General features: G+C 35.1%; 18 protein-coding genes. 13 read left to right on the top strand and 5 right to left on the bottom strand.

The features are described 5' to 3' along the window. Positions 1–86: 86 nt before the first annotated feature. On the bottom strand, positions 87–3,527 hold the full coding sequence (locus ACZ2G0_RS08345; protein ID WP_470307208.1) for a methylmalonyl-CoA mutase family protein: 3,441 nt from the start codon (positions 3,525–3,527) through the stop codon (positions 87–89). A gap of 217 nt (positions 3,528–3,744) precedes the next feature. Here ACZ2G0_RS08345 and ACZ2G0_RS08340 point away from each other — a divergent pair, with 217 nt between their 5' ends. Then, on the top strand, positions 3,745–5,001 hold the full coding sequence (locus ACZ2G0_RS08340; RefSeq protein ID WP_470307207.1) for a hypothetical protein: 1,257 nt from the start codon (positions 3,745–3,747) through the stop codon (positions 4,999–5,001). Positions 5,002–5,243: 242 nt separating this feature from the next. Next, entirely contained in the window at positions 5,244–5,951 is a 708-nt protein-coding gene (locus tag ACZ2G0_RS08335) for a DUF4197 domain-containing protein (RefSeq protein WP_300288171.1), read from the top strand. Positions 5,952–6,202: 251 nt separating this feature from the next. Here the strand turns inward: ACZ2G0_RS08335 and ACZ2G0_RS08330 are convergent, their stop codons facing one another. Beyond that, on the bottom strand, positions 6,203–7,006 hold the full coding sequence (locus ACZ2G0_RS08330; RefSeq protein ID WP_470307206.1) for an alpha/beta fold hydrolase: 804 nt from the start codon (positions 7,004–7,006) through the stop codon (positions 6,203–6,205). A 285-nt stretch (positions 7,007–7,291) separates the two neighbouring features. Between ACZ2G0_RS08330 and ACZ2G0_RS08325 the strand changes: the two genes are divergently transcribed. The 4 genes from ACZ2G0_RS08325 (at position 7,292) to ACZ2G0_RS08310 (ending at position 13,464) form a co-directional block, all read left to right on the top strand. After that, positions 7,292–8,497 carry a DUF4856 domain-containing protein gene (locus ACZ2G0_RS08325; protein ID WP_470307204.1) on the top strand — a complete coding sequence of 402 codons (1,206 nt, stop codon included), beginning with the start codon at positions 7,292–7,294 and terminating at the stop codon, positions 8,495–8,497. A 61-nt stretch (positions 8,498–8,558) separates the two neighbouring features. After that, positions 8,559–9,677, top strand: coding sequence for an imelysin family protein (locus tag ACZ2G0_RS08320; RefSeq protein WP_470307203.1), 1,119 nt, complete (start codon positions 8,559–8,561; stop codon positions 9,675–9,677). 3 nt (positions 9,678–9,680) lie between these two features. Next, the gene (locus tag ACZ2G0_RS08315) at positions 9,681–11,048 is read left to right on the top strand and encodes an HTTM domain-containing protein (protein WP_470307202.1); all 1,368 of its coding nucleotides are present in this window, start codon (positions 9,681–9,683) and stop codon (positions 11,046–11,048) included. Beyond that, positions 10,996–13,464: a TonB-dependent receptor domain-containing protein gene (locus tag ACZ2G0_RS08310; RefSeq protein ID WP_470307200.1), complete on the top strand. Its 2,469-nt coding sequence runs from the start codon at positions 10,996–10,998 to the stop codon at positions 13,462–13,464. The genes ACZ2G0_RS08315 and ACZ2G0_RS08310 overlap by 53 nt, the downstream gene beginning before the upstream one ends. A 121-nt stretch (positions 13,465–13,585) precedes the next feature. Here ACZ2G0_RS08310 and ACZ2G0_RS08305 read toward each other — a convergent pair whose 3' ends face one another. The 3 genes from ACZ2G0_RS08305 to prfA form a co-directional block, all read right to left on the bottom strand. Further along, entirely contained in the window at positions 13,586–14,389 is an 804-nt protein-coding gene (locus ACZ2G0_RS08305; protein ID WP_470307198.1) for an ABC transporter substrate-binding protein, read from the bottom strand. Positions 14,390–14,590: 201 nt separating this feature from the next. Then, positions 14,591–15,418, bottom strand: a complete 828-nt coding sequence (pyrF, locus tag ACZ2G0_RS08300) for an orotidine-5'-phosphate decarboxylase (protein ID WP_470307196.1) — start codon at positions 15,416–15,418, stop codon at positions 14,591–14,593. A gap of 176 nt (positions 15,419–15,594) precedes the next feature. Further along, positions 15,595–16,671 (bottom strand): peptide chain release factor 1, encoded by a 1,077-nt coding sequence (gene prfA, locus ACZ2G0_RS08295; RefSeq protein ID WP_470307194.1) that lies wholly within the window; start codon positions 16,669–16,671, stop codon positions 15,595–15,597. 373 nt (positions 16,672–17,044) lie between these two features. Here prfA and ACZ2G0_RS08290 point away from each other — a divergent pair, with 373 nt between their 5' ends. The 7 genes from ACZ2G0_RS08290 to ACZ2G0_RS08260 all read left to right on the top strand — a co-directional run bounded on the left by ACZ2G0_RS08290 (position 17,045) and on the right by ACZ2G0_RS08260 (position 23,671). Next, positions 17,045–17,692 carry a hypothetical protein gene (locus ACZ2G0_RS08290; protein ID WP_470307192.1) on the top strand — a complete coding sequence of 216 codons (648 nt, stop codon included), beginning with the start codon at positions 17,045–17,047 and terminating at the stop codon, positions 17,690–17,692. 133 nt (positions 17,693–17,825) lie between these two features. Further along, entirely contained in the window at positions 17,826–18,407 is a 582-nt protein-coding gene (locus ACZ2G0_RS08285; RefSeq protein WP_470307191.1) for a hypothetical protein, read from the top strand. A 93-nt stretch (positions 18,408–18,500) separates the two neighbouring features. Next, a complete protein-coding gene (locus ACZ2G0_RS08280) occupies positions 18,501–18,950 on the top strand; it encodes an RDD family protein (RefSeq protein ID WP_470307190.1) in 450 nt (149 codons plus the stop codon). 76 nt (positions 18,951–19,026) lie between these two features. After that, entirely contained in the window at positions 19,027–19,872 is an 846-nt protein-coding gene (locus ACZ2G0_RS08275) for a formate/nitrite transporter family protein (protein ID WP_470307189.1), read from the top strand. 23 nt (positions 19,873–19,895) lie between these two features. Beyond that, positions 19,896–20,303: a hypothetical protein gene (locus ACZ2G0_RS08270; protein ID WP_470307188.1), complete on the top strand. Its 408-nt coding sequence runs from the start codon at positions 19,896–19,898 to the stop codon at positions 20,301–20,303. 435 nt (positions 20,304–20,738) lie between these two features. Continuing rightward, entirely contained in the window at positions 20,739–23,030 is a 2,292-nt protein-coding gene (locus ACZ2G0_RS08265; protein WP_470307186.1) for a type IA DNA topoisomerase, read from the top strand. Between the two features lie 155 nt (positions 23,031–23,185). Continuing rightward, positions 23,186–23,671 (top strand): DUF6265 family protein, encoded by a 486-nt coding sequence (locus tag ACZ2G0_RS08260; RefSeq protein ID WP_470307184.1) that lies wholly within the window; start codon positions 23,186–23,188, stop codon positions 23,669–23,671. The last annotated feature ends 28 nt before the right edge of the window (positions 23,672–23,699 follow it).

The following is a 23,699-nucleotide window of genomic DNA, read 5'->3' as shown; positions in this document are numbered from 1 at the left end:
TTCGTAAAAAATGGTTCTCTAGATCCCGATAAAAATCGGGATAAGCGATTCACACGCTTTTTACTTCGTAAAAAGCGGTTCTCTGCTTACATATTTCTTCTATACTGGCCACCTACTTCGAATAAAGCAGCAGTGATTTGTCCCAAAGTACATACCTTAGTTGCTTCCATTAAATGATCAAATAAATTTTCGTTTTTAATGGCCGCATCTTGAATACTTTCCAATTGTAATTGAACTTGTTTCGCATTGGCTTTGTGCAAATTCTCCAAAGTGTTAATTTGGAATTGCTTCTCCTCTTCAGTTGCACGAATTACCTCAGCTGGAATAACTGTTGGCGATCCTTTAGAACTTAAGAACGTATTTACTCCAATAATTGGGAATTCACCCGTATGTTTCAATGTTTCATAATACAAACTCTCTTCTTGAATTTTTGATCGTTGGTACATGGTTTCCATAGCACCAAGTACACCACCACGCTCTGTGATTCGGTCGAATTCTTGTAAAACAGCAGCTTCAACTAAATCGGTTAATTCTTCGATAATAAACGAACCTTGAATTGGATTTTCGTTTTTGGCTAGACCTAATTCCTTATTGATAATCAACTGAATTGCCATTGCACGACGTACTGATTCTTCTGTAGGCGTTGTAATCGCTTCATCATACGCATTGGTATGCAGCGAATTACAGTTATCGTAAATAGCATATAAGGCTTGCAAAGTGGTACGAATATCATTGAAATCAATTTCTTGTGCGTGCAAAGAACGTCCCGATGTTTGAATATGGTATTTCAACATTTGCGCTCTTTCATTAGCTCCGTACTTGTTTTTCATGGCTTTCGCCCAAATTTTACGTGCTACACGACCAATAACTGCATATTCAGGATCTACTCCGTTCGAAAAGAAAAAGGATAAGTTAGGTCCAAAATCGTTAATATTCATTCCGCGACTTAAATAGTATTCTACATACGTAAATCCGTTCGAAAGTGTAAATGCTAATTGCGTAATTGGGTTAGCGCCCGCCTCAGCGATATGGTATCCTGAAATCGAAACCGAATAAAAGTTTCTTACATTGTTTGTAATAAAATATTCCTGAACATCTCCCATTAATCGAAGTGCAAATTCAGTAGAGAAGATACAAGTGTTTTGTGCCTGATCTTCCTTTAAAATATCAGCCTGAACCGTTCCACGCACTTGCGAAAGTGTTCTTACTTTGATTTCGTTATAGACGTCAGCTGGTAAAACTTGATCTCCAGTAACTCCTAGTAAATACAATCCTAAGCCGTCATTCCCTGCAGGTAAATCACCGTTGTATGTTGGTCTAGCTACTCCTTTTTCTTTGTAAATCGCTTTGATTTTCGCCTCAACTTCTTTCTCTAAACCGTTGGCTTTAATGTACAATTCACATTGTTGATCAATAGCAGCGTTCATAAAGAAACCAAGCAACATAGGAGCTGGTCCATTGATAGTCATACTTACCGAAGTTAAAGCATGCACCAAGTCAAAACCAGAGTATAATTTTTTAGCATCGTCAAGACAGCAAATAGAAACCCCGGCATTACCAATTTTTCCATAAATATCGGGACGTAAATGCGGATCGTTACCATATAAAGTCACACTGTCAAACGCTGTAGACAAACGCTTAGCAGGTAATCCTGCACTTACATAGTGAAAACGCTTGTTTGTTCTTTCAGGTCCACCTTCTCCAGCAAACATACGGGAAGGATCTTCACCTTCTCTTTTAAAAGGATACAAACCTGATGCAAAAGGAAATTCTCCTGGTACATTTTCTTGCAAGCACCATCTTAAAATATCTCCCCAAGCTTCGTATTTAGGCAATGCTATTTTCGGAATTTGAGAATGGGATAATGACTCTGAATGCGTTTTTATTTCGATTACCTTATCTCTCACTTTAAACGAGTAGATCGGATTTTTATATTTATTTACTTTTTCGTCCCAAGTTAAAATCACTTCCCAATTATATGGATCTAAATCCATTTTTACTTTATCAAATTGATTCAGTAATAAATTTAGGAAGATCGTATTTTCATCGTGCTCTTTTACTGCAGAAGGATAAACGGTACTATCATCCAGTCCCGTTTTAGTAATAACGGGAACTTGTCCAGAAACCGATTCGATAGTTTTGAAAATACCGTACAATTTTTGAGCTACTTTTTGTTGACTCAAAGCAGTTTCATCATATTTACGATTGCTTTCGGCAATTTCAGATAAATAACGTGTTCTGTGCGGCGGAATCACAAATATCTTCTCACTCATTTCACGCGTAACCTCAAAAGTAGATTTTAAGTCTGAATTAGTCTTCTCTACAATTTTATCCATGATCGATTTGTAAAGCGTGTTCATTCCTGGATCGTTAAATTGAGAAGCGATTGTACCAAAAACAGGCATTTCATCAGGATTTACATCCCATAGATTATGATTGCGTTGGTATTGTTTCTTCACATCACGAATCGCATCAAGTGCACCACGTTTATCGAATTTATTAAGTGCTACTAAATCAGCAAAATCAAGCATGTCGATTTTTTCTAATTGTGTTGCGGCTCCAAATTCGGGTGTCATTACATACAGTGAAACATCAGAGTGATCCATAATCTCTGTATCAGACTGCCCAATTCCAGAAGTTTCTAAAATGATAATATCGTACTTTGCTGCTTTGATAACTTGAATCGCATCGGCAACATATTTTGACAAAGCCAAATTAGATTGACGAGTCGCTAACGAACGCATATAAACACGAGGGTTATTAATTGCATTCATACGGATTCTATCTCCTAATAAAGCACCTCCCGTTTTACGTTTGGATGGATCTACAGATATTAAACCGATTGTTTTTTCAGGGAAATCAATTAAAAAACGACGTACTAGCTCATCAACAAGTGACGATTTTCCAGCACCACCCGTTCCTGTAATTCCTAAAACTGGAGTTTTGCAGTTTTCATTTATTTTTAAAATAGCGTCTAATGCAGGTTTCGCTACCTCAGGAAAATTCTCAGCCGCCGATATAATTCGTGCTATTGCAGTAGGATTTTTAGAGGCCAATTGCGCTACTTCATTCGTAAGTTTATCACCTGTAGGAAAATCTGATTGCTGAACTAAGTCATTAATCATTCCTTGTAATCCCATAGAACGTCCATCATCAGGAGCATAAATTCTAGTAATTCCGTAGGCTTGTAATTCGGCAATTTCAGAAGGCAAAATTACACCACCTCCTCCACCGAAGATTTTTATGTGCCCTGCTCCTTTTTCTTTTAGCAAGTCATACATGTATTTAAAATACTCATTATGACCACCTTGATACGAAGTCATTGCAATTGCATTGGCGTCTTCTTGGATTGCAGTATTCACTACTTCTTCAACACTACGGTCGTGACCTAAGTGAATGACCTCAACTCCAGTGGATTGAATAATACGTCTCATTATATTTATCGCTGCATCATGTCCATCAAATAAGGAGGCTGCAGTTACTATTCTTACTTTATTCTTAGGAATATACGGTGTTTGTGGATTCATTTTGAGAATATGATAATTTTAAGTGTGCAATTTACAAAAATTTTTAATCATTGTTTCTTCATATTAACTTTTATGCACACAAAAAAAGACTTTAAAATAACACAACTAAAATAAAAACTAAGCGCTTGATTATCAGTAAATAAAGAATAAACACAGCCGAAATCAGCAAAAACCCGAGATAAAATCTTATATTCGCTCCTAATTGAAATCCAAAAACATGAAACAAATTACCTTATTATTACTCTTATCGGCATTCTCAGGAAGCATTTACGCACAAAAGGCAGACACTGAAAAAAAGAAATTAAAAGTAATTATACCAAAATCTGAATTTTTTCAAAAACTAAAAACATACGACATTATAATCCAAGGTGACGACACATGGAACACGGAATATGCAGACAAAAAGAAACATACTTACGAAAAAAATCTAGTCAAAAACACGATTGAAGATTACTCTAAAAAAGACACAATTAATCCCGATGTTAGAGTATTAATGGGCTACAAAGGTGCTACTTATAAAAAATCAAGTAATGGACAATTTGCATTAGATGGAGACTTTAAGTACTTGGTCTTAGATAAAAATAACCAAATACTTCTTGAAAAAGGAACGAATGCCATCATGTATTCACCAACCTATAATGGAAAACCGTATACTAGTTTAGTAAATGACCTAAATAACATCGGCTACAAGTATTTGACTGACAATAACATAATCACATCTGAAAAAGAACTTGTTATTAATTATGGTTTTTTTGACAAAGCGGAAGATTTTCCCGAGTTAATAGAGTTCAATACTAAAACAGATGAATTCTTGAAAAAGATAGAGGCTAATTCACTAACTGCAGACTATTTAAGCGGTTTAGAAAAATTCTATTTAACTTACGAAAGTAAAGAATACAAAAAGATAAAAACAAAAGATTACAACAAAGTGATTTATCTTAACCTGTCCTTAACGCAATTATTTTTAACAAAACTTGATAAGGCTTCAGAATATCTTGAAACAGCCAAACAAGGCGCTGGTATGTTCAGCATTTGGCCAATAGACACAAAAGCTAATATTGACGGTTTAGTGGTAGTTAACGCAAAAGCAGAAGGTGCAAAAGTGCAAAATCTTAGTTTTGATTCGGCATACTATATCTATATTAACGGAAGTGTTACACAAAATGGTAAAACACAATCGGGTAAGTTAAAGGTAGATCGTTTTGCAAATTTAGCTGAAGGTAACATCCTTAAATCGGATGACCCAACTAAACCAAAAGTATGGATAACCAACGCAAATAACGAAGTTGATTTTGTTATGGTTGATGACAAAACAACGATTAAAACTGATGATGGCTTGGAATTAATTTATATTTCCTATCTAAACAATTTAATTTTAGTGGAAAAAACAGGAGAGAACTGCTATAAAAAGTATGAATCTAACTCTAACTTGATTTACTGTAACCAAGGCGGGAAAATTGAAATAAAAAAATAGATCATACGATCATCTGCACAAACTTGAGGGATTCTTTGAAAAAAGAATCCCTCTTTTTTTGAGGTTTTTCGTGAATTATAAGCAATTCTACAGTGCAAAAAAAAGTAGAATAAATGATCTACTATAAAAACACAACCCAAGAATCGAGAAAAATCAATACACCTTCCAAAAAATAAATAGCAAAAAAATAAGCCACATCTACCCTTAAAAACAGTATTTTTGAAAGAAATAAAAACTTTACTATGAAAAAATTATTGATATTAGTTGCTGTATTTACGCTTTCTAGTTGTGCTGAACTGCAACAAATAGCGAATCAATACCCAACTTTAGGCACTGTAGGTGGCCTTGATATTGCGGCAGGATTAAAGGAAGCATTGAATAACGGAATTTCGAAACAAGTATCTAAATTAACTGCAACAGATGGTTTCTATCGAAACGAAGCCGTAAAAATCCTTCTGCCCGAGGAATTGCGAAAAGTTGATGCAGGTTTAAGAAGTATTGGTCTCAGTTCCCTTGCAGATGAAGGACTGAAAGCATTGAATCGTGCTGCCGAAGATGCCGTAAAAGAGGCTACGCCAATATTTGTAGGAGCTGTAAAAAACATGACCTTCACTGATGCTAAAACCATTTTGTTAGGAAGTAACATCGCTGCAACAAATTATTTACAAAATAGTACCTCTACTGCTTTATATGCCAAATTTAACCCTGTAATTAAAAACTCATTTAGTAAAGTGGGAGCAGATGTGGTTTGGACCAACATCATAACAAAATACAACAGTATTCCTTTGGTTCGCAAAGTAAACCCGGATTTAAATGACTATGTAACTAATCAGGCATTGATAGGCGTTTTTAAAATGATTGCCGTAGAGGAACAAAATATTAGAACGAATATTGCTGCAAGAACCTCTCCATTATTACTTTCGGTTTTTGCCATGCAAGACAAAAAGTAGTCTCTTACATTTTACAAAAGGAAACTAGTAGGAGTTTTTAGACTTCTACTGCTCATTTGTAAAGAAGGCTGATTTTGTGTGAGTTACTAAAAAAGCACTAAAAAAAGTAGCAGATAAAAAGTTAACGTATTGACAACAAACTAATAACACAATATTAACAGCGAAATAAAACTATTTAAATGATCTTTGTATCGTAATAAACTGGTTATTTATTATTTGGTTTTGGTTAGTTAAAGAATTGCCGGCATTTTTTAAAATGTCGGCATTTTTTGTGGTACCAATTGCATAAATGATAAGACTGCGGTATTAAAAACCGCCGCTTGCTCCACGTTAACTACATGTCCACAATTTTCTATAACGTATAATTTAGAGGACTTAAAATGACTAGCTACAACAGCTTTAACTGATGGCAAGAACATATAATCCTCATTACCCATTACATATAAAGTAGGGATATTTAACTCTACTTGTCTGAACCACTTCAAAACTGGATTAATTTGAGCAGTTAATCTAAACCATTTAATAAATTCTTTTTGACACAATTGTTTCGCCTCATTTATAAAAAGCAATCTCGATTGCTTGTGATTTTCTCTTGGCATTATAATAAAAGCAAAGAGTTTGTACAAAATCAAGTACGGCATCACATACTTAAATAAATTCCCCACTCGCATTAAAATCTGAGATCGAAAATTCATCTTTAAAATAGCACCACCTAAAATCATACTTTGCACGCGACTAGGATACATTTCGGCTAATTGCCTAATTAAGATTGTTCCTAATGAAATACCCACAAAATGCGAGGACTTAATTTTTAAAAAATCTAAAACTTCTAAAATGTCATTGGCTAACTCAGGAAAACTATACCGCTGCTTAAATCTAGTTTTCAGTATAGATTGTGATTTACCATGACCGCGCAGGTCAAGTAGCAAAACATTGTACTGCTTTTGAAAATCCCGAATTTGTTTGAACCAAATAGAAGAACTTCCCCCTGCGCCATGCACAAAAGTTACCCACTGCGTACTATTATCGTTCCTATAAAGAGTGTAATTAATCACGTGATTTTTTTTGTAAAAATAGTATAATATTTCTAATTGATACAATAGAAGAAGACTTCCGCTTTAAGGAACGCTATCCTAGTGCCAAAAATAACAATTACCTTTTGAATTCATTAGGATAAAGCTACTTTAAGACCAAAATTTGCAATTATATTCCTTCTCAAACAACACCAAATTAATTACTTAAAAATTATTTAGAAATAATCTAAATAAAATTTTGTAAATCTAAAATTGGATACTACATTTGCAGAAAATTATTCTTATTCAATCTAAATAATAACTAAAATGATTCTAAAAAAGGTACTATTATCAACGCTAGCGATCACAACTTTAACACTTGGCTCATGCTCAAATGATGACGCACTAACTCAAAACCCAACTTATACTATTCCTACCAGTTATACTTTCGAAAGAAACAGCAAAACTACAGTAGACTTTTCGGGCCAAACAAGTCGTTTGCTAATGCTTGAGGAAATGGGTAATTATATTAAAACGGCAGCAACTAATGGCACGGCAGCCAATTTGACTGTATTGACAAATATGTATTCTAATACTAATAATGCTTTCGCAGATGCTACCCTTAATACATCGGGTAAACAACTGAAAGATAAAACAGCCGCTTCAAAGGATTACTTTCAATTGTTTCTAGGTGGTGGAACAACAACTGAAAAAGTAGCAGTTCAGGCGTTTTTTGAATCACAATTGACGGCATCTAATTCTGCTAGCTTAGGAGCAACAGCTTCAGCAGGTGTAGCCGGTGTTTATCTTGACGGCACAAGTAAAAGACTTTTTTCAAGTAATGGTTTAGAGCCACAACAAGTGCTATTAAAAGGGATGATGGGAGCTTGTTTTATGGACCAAATTGTAAACAACTATCTAAGTAAAAATAAACTAGATGAGGGTACAAGTAAAATCAACAATAGCAATAAAATTGTAGAAGACAGTAAGAACTACACAACCATGGAACATACTTGGGATGAAGCTTACGGATATGTTTATGGCGTAGATGGCACAAAATTCTGGAGTAGTTACATCGATCAAGTAAATGCAGATGTGGACTTTAATACCGTAAAAGCTGATATTAATTTGGCTTTCCGTACCGGTAGAGCAGCAATTGTCAATAATGACTATGACAAACGCGATGCACAAATTGATATTATCAAAGCTAAATTAGCCTTAGTGCCTGCAGTAAGAGCGGTATACTATCTTCAAGAAGGAAAAGGCAAGCTGACAACTGATAAAGGCGCAAAAGCATTCCATGCTCTTTCTGAAGCGTACGGATTTATAATGACCTTGAGATATACTAACAAACCCGGCACTAATAGCCCGTATTTCACAAAAGCAGAGGTAGATACAATGCTTGCATCCATGACAAGCGGTACTAATGGATTATGGGATATCGATACCTTAGGAGCAAAACTAGACAGTTTATCACTGCAAATAGCAACAAAATTTGGTTTCACTGTGGCTCAAGCTGCTACAGTAAATTAATTTAGAATAAATATAGATAAGAACCAATGGTTTTGTACTTTTGCAACAAATTTTTAAAAAAATGAAGAAATTAATCCTACTTTTTACCGCAGTAATGGCTATCGTAGCTTGTTCATCCAATGACAGTAGCGAGACTAGTATTGACGGAAATAATTACAACAAAACACTACTTTTAACCAATTGGGCTGATAACATTATTATTCCTAGCTATATTAATTACCAAGCTAAACTAGAAGTTATGGCTTCAAATACCGCAAGTTTTAATAGTGCCCCAACAACTGCAAACCTACAAACGTTGCGCACTTCTTGGGTTGAAGCTTATAAAGCGTATCAATATGTTGCCTTATTTGGTTTTGGTAAAGCTGACGAAATTTTTTTAAAACAAAGTGCTAATACCTACCCAACAAGTGCAGTAGGAATTGAGTCGAACATTTCGTCCTCTTCTTATAATCTTACTTTACTTTCTCAGTTTGATAAGCAAGGATTTCCGGCAATCGATTACCTAATTAATGGTTTAAACACAACAGATGATGGAATTGTAACCTACTACACTGTTAATGCTAACGCGGTAAATTACAAGAAATATTTAACTGATGTCGTTGCTCGTTTAAAAACAACTGCTGAAACCGTTTTAAATGATTGGAACAATGGATATAGAGCCGCATACATCAATAATAATGGTACTTCTGTAAGTAGCTCTGTGAATATCACAACCAATAATTTTGTTAAAAACTTAGAAAAAAACGTTCGCTCTGGAAAGCTTGGAATTCCAGCGGGTCTTTTCTCAAGCGGAGTTAAATACCCTGAAAAAGTAGAGGCATATTATAAAAATGATATTTCAAAAGAATTACTAAATACCGCTATTAAAGCATCCCAAGACTTTTTTAACGGACAACATTTTAACAAAACAACTACTGGCGAAGGTTTAAAATCCTATCTCGATTATCGCAAAGTGATTAGAAATGGTAGCAATTTAAGTACGATAATCAACAACCAATTCAGCACTATTTTAGAAACAAATGCAACTTTAAATAATAGTTTTTCTACTCAAGTGATTAGTGATAATGCTAAAATGATTCTAGCATACGATGCTTTACAGCAAAATGTAATTTACACTAAACTGGATATGATGCAAGCCTTAAACATTACTATTGATTATGTTGATAGCGATGGTGATTAACTTATGACTACAGCAATAAAAAAATACCTGAATACCTATTCACATGCATCGACGCTAGCTTTTTACAGGCTAGCGTTTGGTTTAATGATGCTATTTAGCCTAGTTCGCTTTGCAAGTTATGGATGGATCAAAAAATTCTATATTGATCCCATCTTTCACTTTACCTATTACGGTTTTAGTTGGGTTACTCCTTTTGGAAATTATACGTATTTACTTTTTATTATAGCAGCTGTCGCATCGTTTATGGTAGCTATTGGCTATAAATACAAATGGGCTATACTAACCTTTTTTTTGTCCTTCACCTACATTGAATTAATGGACAAGACGACGTACTTGAACCACTATTATTTCATTACCGTAATCAGCCTTATCCTACTATTTTTACCAGCTAACTGCTATTTTTCTGTAGATGCATATCAAAATAACGAAAAGCGTTTTGAAAAAATCCCAAGATGGAATACTGACATCCTAAAACTAATATTAGCTATCGTTTATATTTATGCAGGTCTAGCAAAATTAAATTCGGACTGGCTAATTGATGCGATACCACTCAAAATTTGGCTTCCTAACAGTTCTAATCTTCCCTTAATTGGTGCACTCCTAAATGAAAACTGGGTGCATTATGCTTTTAGCTGGACTGGCGCTATCTACGACCTTGGAATTGTATTTTTACTGCTTAATAAAAGAACGCGCTTATTTGGCTTCGCTTTGGTAGTAATATTTCATATACTAACGAGAATCTTATTCCCAATTGGTGTGTTTCCTTATGTTATGATTATTAGTTCACTCCTATTCTTTGATGCTACTTTTCATCAAAAAGTACTTTCAATAGTAGGAAAACTTATTACAATACCAATTGTACTATTCGAAAATGGAAAGGAGAAGCGACCAGAAGCTACTTTTCTTTACAGAGGGAAAATGTTGTTTATTAGCAGTTTTATTTTATTCCAATTGCTATTTCCATTTCGCTATTTATTATATCCAAACGAACTGTTTTGGACCGAAGAAGGATTCCGATTCTCATGGCGTGTAATGCTAATGGAAAAAGCGGGATATGCGACATTTAAGGTAAAAGATACTCTTTCAAATAAAGAAATAATCGTTAACAACAGTCAGTTTTTAACTCCCTTTCAAGAAAAACAAATGGCTTTCCAACCGGATTTCATCTTGGAATACGCCCATTATCTTCATACCTATTACAAGAATCAAGGGATACAAAATCCTGAAGTTTATGTTGAAAGTTATGTTGCGCTTAATGGACGATTAAGCCAAAAATATATTGACCCAAAAATAAATTTAGCAAACGAAAATGAAAGTTTTGAACACAAAAATTGGATACTGCCCTTCAATGATACGATTAAAGGATTTTAGTCTATTATTGCTTTTATTATTATCTGTAGTTACGTATTCTCAAAATAAGATTGTAGGTACGATAACTGATACCAATGCTAAACCATTAGCTGGAGTAGAAGTACTTAATACAACCTTAAATAACAAAGTCTTTACTAATGCTTTGGGCTACTTCGAAATGAATTCAACTAAAACTGGTAGTTTTGATTTTGTTTTTTTTAAAGAAGGCTACGCTATTGTAGAGCAAAACAGCATTACTACCGGAAGCACGGTAACAATTGCTTTGACTAAAATAAATAATTTGACTGAAGTAGTTATTAAAAAACAAAATGACAAATTGTTTGCACTTCGCAAACTAAAAGACATTGAAGGCACCGCTATTTATGCAGGTAAAAAGACCGAAGTTATCGACGTCAGCAAATTGACAGCAAATACAGCGACCAATAATACAAGACAAATTTTTGCCCAAGTGGTAGGCCTTACTATCAACGAAAGTTCCGATGGTGGTTTACAGCTAAGTATAGGTGGCCGCGGATTAGACCCAAACCGTACCTCCAACTTTAATACACGTCAAAACGGTTATGATATTAGTGCTGATGTTTTAGGGTATCCCGAAAGTTATTACGCTACTCCTACTGAAGCACTAGAGGAAATCCAAATCATTCGTGGTGCCGCCTCCTTGCAATACGGAACCCAGTTTGGAGGATTAGTAAATTTTAAACTAAAAACGCCAACTGAAAAACCTTTTGAACTGGTTACAAGAAATACATTAGGTTCCTATGGGTTGTACACTAATTTTACCTCAGTAAGTGGTACTAACGAAAAATTTAGCTATTACAGTTTCTTTAATTACAAAAAAGGAAACGGTTTTAGACCCAACTCTGATTTTGAAAGCAAGAATTACTTTGCCAATCTTAATTATAAGTTCAACGACAAAACTTCATTACATTTTGATTATACCTATTTTAATTATTTGGCACAACAAGCAGGCGGATTAACAGATGCAATGTTCAACCAAAATCCCAGACAAAGTAACCGAACACGGAATTGGTTCGCTGTAGATTGGAATCTATTTGCGTTAAAATTAGAGCATAAATTCACGAACGACGCTGATTTCTCTTTGCAATTATTTGGTTTAAATGCCAGCAGAAAATCGGTTGGATATCGCTCTAATCGTGTTTCAAACCCTGATACTGACGGTACCGTAAGAGATTTAATCGTAGGTGATTTTGTAAACTGGGGCGCCGAAGCTCGTTACTTAAAACGCTATTCGATTAATGATAATCGCTCTGCTTTTTTAATTGGAGCTAAATACTATCAATCGAATAACACGGGATTACAAGGACCAGGTAGTTCTGGCAGCGATGCTAATTTTAATGTAGCCAATGCTGAATTTCCTTTTTATGGAAATCAATCTAATTATACCTTTCCTAATTTAAATATCGCAGTATTTGGTGAGAACATATTCAAACTTTCCTCTAACTTCTCCATAACACCCGGTTTTAGATTTGAAAAAATTAGAACTCAAGCAAAAGGATTTTATCGAAAAATAAACCAAGACTTAGCTGGAAATGTCATTCTTGATGAAAGGGTTGACGAAAGCAATACTAAAGATAGAAATTTTGTACTTCTCGGTATAGGTTTAAGCTACAAGCCTCAAAACCAAATTGAATTGTACGGAAACGTATCTCAAAATTACCGTTCTGTTACCTTTAATGATATCCGCACAGTGAGTCCGAGTAGTGTGATAGACCCCAATATTTCCGATGAAAAAGGATACACTTCTGATATTGGAATTCGTGGACAATTGGGTAACAAAATAACTTTTGACGCAAGTATTTATGGCCTTTACTACAATGATAAAATAGGAGAATACGAAACAAGAAACCCCAATGGATCAGCCGCTGTGGTTCGCTACCGTTCTAATATTGGTACGGCAGTAACCTATGGCTTTGAAACGATGTTCGATTGGAGTATAAGCAAGACGTTCTTTGAGACGAACGAGAATTTTATTTGGAGTGCATTTACGAACACTGCCATTACCGATTCCAAGTACCTCAAATCAGATGCGCCAAATATAGAAGGAAACAAAGTGGAATTCGTTCCTTTACTGAATATCAAAACCGGAACCGCTATTGGCTACAAAAACTTCTTGACAAGTTTGCAATTTACCTATGTATCATCACAATTTACCGAGGCCAATAACAGTAAGACGGATAAAAACGACAACACCTACGGAATCTTTGGAGAGATACCCGCCTATTATGTTGCTGATTTTTCTGCCTCTTACAAATGGAAAAAATGGAAGTTAGAAGCAGGAGTAACTAATTTCACAAACAATAGCTATTTCACACGAAGAGCTACCGGATATCCGGGACCAGGAATCATTCCATCAGATGCTCGAAGTTTTTATACGACTTTGGAATTTGTGTTTTAAATAAATAAACAACTGATAAAATTTAAAACCATTTAAAAATTAAGATTCACTTCTTAATTTTTAAATGGTTTTTTTGATAGTGATAAAAGGGAGCATTCTCACTTTGGAGAAAACAAAACGATCAGCCCATTTTTTGATGTAGCATTTTAAAGTAATCAAAAGCCTTTAGGAGTCGGCTGCCATACCATGAGAACATTTCTCCATCGACTATAATCATTTGGGCTTTATCCGTATAATTACTAATCTCATAGCCATCCTCTTTTTTAAATGGGAACGGTTCAGAAGAAAGTAAAACAAAATCAGGATCACCTTCTTCCACTATATTTTCGATAGCAACTTCAGGATAACGTCCTTTGGTATCGTATATGTTTTCAAAATGATTCAGTTTTAATAATTCGTTTATAAAATTATCAGAACCTGCTACCATGTAGGGCTTTTTCCAAATAAAATAAGCAACTTTTTTAACCGGAACCGCAGCGATACATTTTTTGAAATCGCTCAAGGCAAAAGCCAATTTATCATTCCACTTTCGAGCTTCGGTGCGGGCGTTAAACAATTGACCAAAATCAGTAATCATTTGGAAATTATCCTCAATTGTTTTTATATCGGTTATCCATACCGGACAAATTTCTCGCAATCGTTCCACCATTTCAAGCGTATTCTCCTCTTTATTACAAATAATTATATCCGGTTGCAACGCTTTTATTTTACGATAATTCACTTTTTTAGTACCGCCTACACTAGTTTTGGTTGATTTTAAATGATACGGATGCACACAAAATTTGGTGATACCCACGATTCTCGCCTCCAAACCTAAATCATAAAGCAATTCCGTTTGTGATGGCACAAGCGAGATGATTCGCTGCGGCGAAGTTTCAAAATTGTGAGTGGTCCCGAATTGATCAGTGAAAAAAATTTGTTTCAAGTTTATGGTTTAAAGTTCAACCGCAAAGGTCGGAAGGTTTTACTCAAAGTACACAACGTTTTTATGTTTAAAGTTTAAAAACCTTTTTATAGGCTTAATAAAACTTAATTTCTTAATGGTAAAAAAGTTTAAACCATTTAGACTTTATGAAAAATTGAGAGTTTTACTGTTCCAAATAGGTAATAGACAATTCCAAAAACTTTAAACCTGAAACTTTAAACGTACTATTCCTTCCATTTCTTGCTGCATTTTCATTGCCTCAGCTCTTGCCTTTTCGGCAAAATCAAGTTCGTTTGAAGCATAGATAATCCCTCTCGAAGAATTAATCAGTAAACCTATTGAATCATTCATGCCGTATTTGCACACTTCTGAAAGACTTCCGCCCTGCGCACCAACTCCTGGTACTAGCAAGAAACTATCAGGGACAATTTTACGTACTTCGGTAAAATATTCGGCTTTGGTAGCGCCAACCACATACATTAGGTTTTCGCTGTTTTTCCACGATGTAGAAGTTTCTAAAACCTGCTTGTACAATTCCTTACCATCTACTAAAAGTGTTTGAAAATCAAATGCACCTTCATTAGAGGTCAACGCCAACATAATAGTGTGCTTATTTTCAAACGCTAAAAAAGGTTCGACAGAGTCTTTCCCCATATACGGAGCAACAGTTACACTATCAAAGTTTAAATCTTCAAAAAAGGCCTTAGCATACATGGAGGAAGTGTTACCAATATCGCCGCGTTTGGCGTCGGCAATAGTAAAAATTTCGGGATAGTTCTCGTTTATGTAGTTGATTGTTTTTTGTAATGCCATCCAACCTTTAATTCCATAAGCCTCAAAAAAAGCGATATTGGGTTTATACGAAACACAAAGATCATGGGTCGCATCGATTATGGCTTTATTGAATTCAAAAATAGGATCTTCTAGTGCTAAAAGGTGTTTTGGGATTTTGTTCAAATCAACATCTAAACCTACACATAGAAACGATTTTTTTAGCCGGATTTGTTCAATTAGTTGTTGTGTTGTCATTGTAAAAGTTTAAAGTTTTAAAATTTAATTTTCCCACTAGGATGCAATCTATATTCTTGAAATCCACCGTACTTCCTAGCCCCGATAGAGCCGATATCCTCGCAGTGAAACGGAGAGATAAAGGCGAAAGCGGGAAATAGCTCCAAAAAAAAGCCTCAATAAATGAGGCTTGTTTATTAGAAAACTTCGCTTGCTTCCTTTAATTTTTCCATGTTGTTAACCAACTGTAGCTCGTCAACAATTTTTTGAATATCTCCGTTCATAATGTTTCCTAGATCGTACAAAGTCAACCCAACACGGTGATCTGTCACACGTCCTTGAGCGTAGTTGTAGGTTCTAATCTTAGCCGAACGGTCACCTGAACTCACCTGCGATGTACGCTTAGTAGCATCTTCGGCCTCTTTCATGGCTAATTCTTGTTCGTATAAACGAGAACGCAAAACGCCCATCGCCTTATCTTTATTTTTATGTTGTGATTTTTGATCCTGACATTGCGCCACTAATCCCGTAGGAATGTGCGTTAAACGTACAGCCGACTTGGTTGTGTTTACCGATTGTCCTCCAGGTCCTGAAGAACAAAAGAAATCCACACGTACATCGTTCATATCAATTTGAACATCAAATTCTTCAGCTTCTGGCAATACCATTACCGTCGCTGCTGATGTATGTACACGCCCTTGCGTTTCTGTTTGTGGAACACGCTGCACACGGTGAACTCCTGCTTCAAATTTTAAAGTTCCATAAACATCCTCACCGGTAACTTCAAAAATAACCTCTTTGAATCCGCCCGATGTTCCTTCATTCATATCCACAACCGATGTTCTCCATCCGCGACCTTCACAGTATTTAGTGTACATACGAAACAAATCACCTGCAAAAATACTTGCTTCATCACCACCCGTTCCAGCACGAACCTCAACCATAACGTTTTTGGCATCTTCAGGATCTTTAGGGATCAACATGAACTTAATTTCTTCCTCTAACTCTGGTAATCTGTCTTTAGCTTCATCCAATTGCATCTTGGCCATTTCGGTCATATCAGCATCACTTCCATCCGCTATTATTTCGTTTGCTTCATCAATATTAGCCATTAAAAGAACATATTCATCTCTTTTTTCAGCCAAAGCTTTCAAGTCCTTATACTCTTTATTCAATTGCACATAACGCTTTTGATCAGAGATTACATCGGGTTGAATAATCAAATCCGAAATCTCATCAAAACGCTGCTTAACTATTTGAAGTCTATCTAACATAATCTTAGTCCTTATATTTGGAGTGCAAAATTACGAAAAATAGTTTACAGTTTCTCGATGTTGTTCCACAGATTTTTAAGGAGCTAATTCCAGCTATCCGCTCTATCTTTTTAGGGACTATTTCCTGCGTCAATACTCCTTAAAAAGGATGCCGCTGCTATCTGGGCTAGGTAAAACAAATTTAGGAAGAAGTTTAAACCATTATTCAAAACTTGGATTTAACTGCTTTTTATAGATTCTATTATGTTTATAAGGCTTTTCGTAAACAATTACTATATTTACGAAGTTGCACAGCTGTTGAAATTCAAAAACTATTCATACAGCTATGTCGTGTTACATAAAAAATAATGACTTTAATCAAACACATCAATTTATGAGGATTTTATTTTACCTGCTTTGTTTCTTCACGCTCAATACCTTGTATGCCCAAAGAGACTACCATTTTGATTATGAAGTTAAGTACATCTGTAAAGTTCAACGTACACGTATAAATGAAGTCAGATCGTATTTTATAAACTCTAAAGACAACAGCTATTTTGCCGAAAAAATCCCTCAAAAAAGATCTAAATTTAAACTGATGCTTGTAGACAACAGTGGTTTAATTGCGAGACAAAATTTCATTGCCACAGCATTTGAAAAATCAACTATCCTCATAAAAGATTCCAATGCAAATGTATTGAGTAACCCCTATAAATTTCAGACCAATAACTATGATTTTGAAAAACAAAATGATACAATAATTGACGGAAAACAATTAAATAGAATCATCCTACTTGCAACAAATTCGCAATTAAAACAAAACAAAAATATAGGTCATAGTCTCTATTTAATAGACTCAAGTTTTGATTTTTTGCCAATGCTTGAATTTCAAACTGCCTATGAAATTTGGAAAGCTCGCAAAAACATTCCAAATGGACTGCTTACTAATTGGTATCTGTACAGTCATGAAAATAAGCTAGTTACTTCACTTGAAATGAAAGCATTAATTAAAAGAGATTTTAAAATTTCATTTTCTCATTAACTAATAAGTAAAGTAATAAAGAAAAAATTAGTGTAAACAATTTTAAAGCATTCAGTGAGATATACTACTTATTATTAGGGACTAAAAGAAAAACAGCACCAGCCAATAAAAAGTACTCTAAAAAAGTATCTAAATGAGAAATGTAGTAATTAAGCATAACGACGGACTAAACTTGTATGCAACACTCAGCGTAAAAGCAAATATTACAGGAAAAATCATTGTAGCAACTATGATTTTGACTCTATTAACTATATATGCTTTTATTGCTTCTACAATTACTAAGGAGCACCTACGCGATATGCTATTTCCATTAATTTTGATGTTAGCACTTATTCTTTATTTTCCAGTTCGATATCTATTGTGGAATTTATTTGGCAAAGAAACTTTAATAGTGAATACAAAAACGGTGAGTTACAGCTATGATTATGGGATAATAAAAACAAATTTAAAGACCATACACTTTGATAAACTTGCAACTGGATTTCAGTTTATAAAAGAACGGAATAAAATTAAAACAGGAAACCTAGTATTTTATAATTATAGAACTGAAGATAATTTACCTGAGATAATTCATCAAACTTCAGTACTCGTTGATGAAATTGATATTCTTGAAATTGATATGGAAATATCAAAAATATTCCTAAATAAATTTGATGAGAATACAATCTATATTCCACATTCACCTACTGAGTTCAATCGTAGCGAAATTCCATAACATAAATCAACTAGCTGTTGACATTAACTACAATACATAAAATTGTAGCTCTAAAGACTAACTTGACTCTAATTTAAAAACACATTTATAAAGATGAACCCTGGAAAAAAAACCAATCTCGGAAAACGATTTACAGCTGAATTAATTGACTACTCGATAATTTGGATCTTTTGTTACGTATTTATCTATTCTTTTGGTTCGCCAAATGAGGAAGGAGGATATTCTGTAACTGGATTTTTAGCTATAATACCAACACTTTTTTGGTTCTGCTTTACCGTTTTACTTGAACAGTTCTTCGGCGCAACGCTAGGTAATGCTATTGTAGGGCTAAAACCGCAATCGTTGACGCGAAACAATGGTGAATTAACATTTGGTCAATCCCTAAAAAGACATTTAGTGGATCCTCTTGATATGTTTCCGTTTGGATTAATAGGAATAATAACGATCAAAAACACCGACAAAAATCAGCGTTTAGGCGATCTCTGGGCGCAAACTATTGTTGTAGACTGTAAAAATGAAAATAATAAAAATGATCTTATATAGTCAACAGTATTGAAAGACTAATACCGTAAATGCTCCCTAATTTTTTACTACATTGCAGTAACTAATTATTTTTCACATGAAAACCGACACTAAAGACCAAGAAAAATACCAGAAAGATTTAGAAAAAACATCGAAACAAATTGATGGCGTAAGCGAATACCGTGACATTTTAAGTCGTGTAATCCATGAGGGTGAAGCCATTTTTAAAATAAAAAATAGAGCATTAGGTCTTAGTGCCATTATTGCTGGACTTGAGATAGGTTTTAGTTATTTCCTGCTCTGTTCGCTACATTATTTACTCACAGGAAAAGTAAGTGAAAACACTATTTTCAAACTATTTAGTTTGGTGTATCCTGTTGGTTTTATCCTTGTCGTTGTTGGGAAATCGGCACTTTTTACAGAACAAACATCGGTACTGACGCTACCCGTATTAAACGGACAACGAAAATTCATGGAGCTAGTCCGCATATGGGGAGTAGTCATTCTAGGCAATGTAGTTGGAGGAATATTATTTACTTTATTTATAGCGTATCTCGGACCTAAATTAAAGTTGTTTACACACGAAACCATGGTCACGATTGGTGAACATGTAGTGCATTACGACGCTTGGGTATTGTTTTTAAGTGCCATAGTTGCGGGTTGGTTAATGGGTTTATTAAACTGGTTACTCAATAGCACTATTAATTCGCTCACTCGAATTTTACTTATATTTTTAATAACAGGTGTAATTGGCTTCGGAGGATTTCATCATAGTATTGTGGGGAATATCGAAGTATTTGGTGCTTTATTATATTCTGATACCGTTCATATACTAGATTACTTTAGCTTTCTAGCATTAGCATTGGTTGGAAATAGTATTGGTGGTGCTATTGTGGTAGGTTTATTCAAGTACCGAATATTTGAATCGAATTATAAAATGTAAATCCAAATCTAATCATCCATAAAATGACACTAAAAAGAGAACAAATCAGCACTGGATTTATTCTGGCAGGAATGACGAATATCACAGGCGTATTACTTTTTTCCAGAGTATTTACCAATGCTGTTATCCCGCAATATGACGCTCAAGCGATGTCCAATTTTGGTTTACTTATGATTGTTGTTTGGGGTTTTGCCTATATCGCTGTGGCTAAACAATTTCACCAATTAAAATGGTTGATTGCCGTATTTACTATTGAAAAAATAATTTATGCCACCCACTGGACCAATTGGATCCTGAACAATAAGATCTCCGAAGTATTTGAAAAAGATAGTATGGCGGGTATGTTTTATGCCATTTATGGTATCAATGACTGGATTAGCTTTTTGTTTTTCCTGTTTGTTTTTATACAACTGAGTCGAAATCGAATCTGATAGTAGACACAACTAATGATTGCTTTGATTAGTCAACATCGAAAAGCTGCAGAATCTTTTCCCTAATTTAATTAGCATTATCTGAAACTAGCTGCAGCAAAATACAGTATAAATTAACTACCATTGCTTCGTGCCTCGCAATGACTTTGCTCAAAGTCTTGGGTGTGTATGGAAATACAGAAAACTAGAATCTTACCTCTTATTAATGTACTTTGGTCGTGATGAAAATGAAACGCGATGAATAGCCCTGATGGGAGCGGCATCCTCGTAGCGTAGCGAAGAGATACAGCAGACAGCAGGACTAAACGTTCTTTAGAAAATAAGTGCTGTGCTCCTAAAAAGGATACAAAAACTTCGCGTTGATAACTCCCAAAGATTTCACTTCCTTACTAATTTCTAAAACCTTAATTTGCGCACTTAAACAAAAAGTATAAAATGAAGGTTTGCATTGCCGAAAAACCCAGTGTCGCGCGAGAAATTGCAGCTGTATTAGGAGCTAACACCAAGCGTGACGGCTACTATGAGGGGAACGGCTATGCGGTAACGTACACTTTTGGTCATTTATGTACCTTGAAGGAGCCCAACGATTATAAACCGCATTGGAAAAGTTGGGACTTGAATAATTTACCCATGTTACCCGATAAATTTGAAACCAAAGTAGTAGCGAATACGGGTATCCAAAAGCAATTTAAAATTGTAAAAAGTCTGTTTGATAAAGCTACCTTAGTGATAAATTGTGGGGATGCGGGACAAGAGGGTGAACTGATTCAGCGTTGGGTTATGAACGAGGCCCAATACAAAGGCGAGGTGCAGCGATTATGGATTTCGTCACTAACCACCGAGGCCATAAAAGAAGGATTTAACAATTTAAAACCTTCGGCTAACTATGACAATTTATACTATGCCGGCTTTTCACGCGCCATAGGCGATTGGTTGCTAGGCATGAATGCTACCCGTTTATACACGGTCAAATACGGTGGTTTCAAGCAGGTCTTATCCATTGGGCGCGTCCAAACTCCTACCCTAGCCATGGTTGTCGACCGATTTAAAGAAATTGACAACTTTAAACCACAACCTTATTGGGAACTGCAAACTTTATACAGGGAAACGCTTTTTAATTATGAAGAGGGTCGGTTTTTAAATAAAGAAGATGGTGCAGTTTTAGCCAACAAAGTCAAAGAAAGCGAGTTCGAAATTATATCCGTAGAGAAAAAGAATGGCAACGAATTCGCTCCCAAACTTTTTGACCTTACGGGCTTACAAGTGTATTGTAATACAAAGTTTGGGTTTTCGGCTGATGAAACGCTCAAAATTGTCCAAACCTTATACGAACAAAAAGTAGTCACCTACCCAAGGGTTGATACCACTTTTTTACCGAATGATATCTATCCTAAAGTAGCGGGGATTTTACAAAATCTCACCAATTACGCTACTTTAACAGAGCCTTTATTGGGTAAAAAGATAAAAAAATCGCCCAAGGTGTTCAACGACAAAAAAGTTACCGATCACCACGCCATAATCCCTACTGGGATTCAAAATAACCTACAATACAACCAGCAGCAAGTTTATGATATCATCACGAGACGATTTATTGCTGTATTTTATGATGACTGCTTAGTTGCCAATACCACAGTAATGGGTAAGGCAGCTGACGTTGTTTTTAAAACTACCGGAAAGGAAATTCTAAAAAAAGGGTTTCGTATTGTCTTCGAAGACCCTAACACTAAAGAGAAAGAAGCCGACCTTTTACCTAGTTTCGTCGTAGGCGAAAAAGGCCCACACTTACCTTCATTTTTAGAGAAAGAAACCAAACCGCCCAATCAATTTACGGAGGCGACTTTATTGCGTGCCATGGAAACTGCGGGAAAACAAGTCGACGACGAAGATTTAAGGGAATTAATGAAGGAAAACGGTATCGGTCGTCCTTCTACACGAGCCAACATTATTGAGACGCTTTTTAGACGTCAGTATATCGTTCGAAATAAAAAGCAAGTTTTACCTACCACCACTGGTATTCAGCTAATTGATACGATTCAGAATGAATTAGTCAAATCAGCCGAATTGACTGGATCGTGGGAAAAACAGTTGAAAGATATCGAAAAAGGGGATTTTACTGCCGCATCTTTCATTAATAATATGAAAAAAATGATTGCTGTTTTAGTAGATGAAGTAAGGTTAGAAACCAGACGCACAACAATTTCGCATGCGACAACGGTACAAAGTGAAGCTGCGAAAGTGGTTAAAATAAAAGCAGCCGGAATTACAGCGGAGACTTGCCCAAAATGTAAAAAGGGAACCTTACTCAAAGGTAAATCAGCCTATGGATGCTCCAATTATAAAGCAGGTTGCACATTTGTATTACCGTTTACTTTTGCAGAGAAAAAAATATCTGAGAATCAATACTTGCGCTTACTGCAAAAAGGATCAACCGTGAATTTAAAAGATTTCAAAACAGAAGCCGGTACTGTGGAAGGATTGTTGCGTTTTGACGATCACTTTCAATTAAAATTAGAACCCAAAAAAGTCATTGAAAAAAGTGTGCAAAATGATTTAAACTGCCCTAAATGCCTTGAAGGAACAATTTTAAAAGGTAACAATGCCTACGGTTGCAGTCAGTATAAGTCAGGATGTGATTTTAAAGTTGGATTTGACGTAGTTCGTTTAAAACTAAAAGATCAAAAACCATCTAAAGAACTCGTTCATCAAATACTAAAGGAGAATCACTAAAAAAGAAGTTGCCTTATTTTTAAACTGTACTTTTAAAACAAGCTACTGTTTAGTTCACAACTCCACGGCAAGAGATTGCTTGCAAGTATATTCTGCTATTCATTTTTTTACTAATATTGCAGACTGAATTTCATCAACCTTTCAAAATAGAAAACATGTATAAAAAAATGCCTTTACTGTTGTTAGCCTTGGCTTTTATTAGCTGTAAAAATGGTGATTCAGATACAAACGAAAAAGAAAAAATAAAATCAGCTCATTGGCTTTTAGGAAGTTGGGAAAGCAAATCGGCAGAAGGTGTTTTATCAGAGACCTGGACCAAAACTAATGACAGTACTTTTCAAGGACAGTCCTATTTCATCAAAGAAAAGGACACTATTCATTTTGAAACAATTGTCTTGCAACAAAAAGGCGAAGCTTTAACCTATAAAGCAACGGTAAAAGGTCAAAACGAAGACAAACCCGTTTCTTTTTTGTTCACGGAAACTGTGGCTAACCAACTTGCTTTTGAAAACCCAAAACACGACTATCCTCAAAAAATCACCTATCAAAAAGATGCTAAAAATAATTTAGTAGCTACCATTTCAGGTTTGATTGATGGTAAACAAAGTACCGAAAAATACACAATGGCAAAAAGCAAATAGGCTGAGATGCTGAAAATAAATTACAACC

It is taken from the genome of Flavobacterium sp. KKT103 (genome assembly GCF_055640565.1).
Note: the sequence above shows the minus strand (reverse complement) of the source record. Positions and strands in the feature narration are given on the sequence as shown.

Coding starts and splice junctions, on each gene's coding strand:
- ACZ2G0_RS08345 (WP_470307208.1), bottom strand. CDS start 3,527: ATGAATCCACAAACACCGTATATTCCTAAGAATAAAGTAAGAATAGTA.
- ACZ2G0_RS08340 (WP_470307207.1), top strand. CDS start 3,745: ATGAAACAAATTACCTTATTATTACTCTTATCGGCATTCTCAGGAAGC.
- ACZ2G0_RS08335 (WP_300288171.1), top strand. CDS start 5,244: ATGAAAAAATTATTGATATTAGTTGCTGTATTTACGCTTTCTAGTTGT.
- ACZ2G0_RS08325 (WP_470307204.1), top strand. CDS start 7,292: ATGATTCTAAAAAAGGTACTATTATCAACGCTAGCGATCACAACTTTA.
- ACZ2G0_RS08320 (WP_470307203.1), top strand. CDS start 8,559: ATGAAGAAATTAATCCTACTTTTTACCGCAGTAATGGCTATCGTAGCT.
- ACZ2G0_RS08315 (WP_470307202.1), top strand. CDS start 9,681: ATGACTACAGCAATAAAAAAATACCTGAATACCTATTCACATGCATCG.
- pyrF (WP_470307196.1), bottom strand. CDS start 15,418: ATGACAACACAACAACTAATTGAACAAATCCGGCTAAAAAAATCGTTT.
- prfA (WP_470307194.1), bottom strand. CDS start 16,671: ATGTTAGATAGACTTCAAATAGTTAAGCAGCGTTTTGATGAGATTTCG.
- ACZ2G0_RS08290 (WP_470307192.1), top strand. CDS start 17,045: ATGAGGATTTTATTTTACCTGCTTTGTTTCTTCACGCTCAATACCTTG.
- ACZ2G0_RS08285 (WP_470307191.1), top strand. CDS start 17,826: ATGAGAAATGTAGTAATTAAGCATAACGACGGACTAAACTTGTATGCA.
- ACZ2G0_RS08280 (WP_470307190.1), top strand. CDS start 18,501: ATGAACCCTGGAAAAAAAACCAATCTCGGAAAACGATTTACAGCTGAA.
- ACZ2G0_RS08275 (WP_470307189.1), top strand. CDS start 19,027: ATGAAAACCGACACTAAAGACCAAGAAAAATACCAGAAAGATTTAGAA.
- ACZ2G0_RS08270 (WP_470307188.1), top strand. CDS start 19,896: ATGACACTAAAAAGAGAACAAATCAGCACTGGATTTATTCTGGCAGGA.
- ACZ2G0_RS08265 (WP_470307186.1), top strand. CDS start 20,739: ATGAAGGTTTGCATTGCCGAAAAACCCAGTGTCGCGCGAGAAATTGCA.
- ACZ2G0_RS08260 (WP_470307184.1), top strand. CDS start 23,186: ATGTATAAAAAAATGCCTTTACTGTTGTTAGCCTTGGCTTTTATTAGC.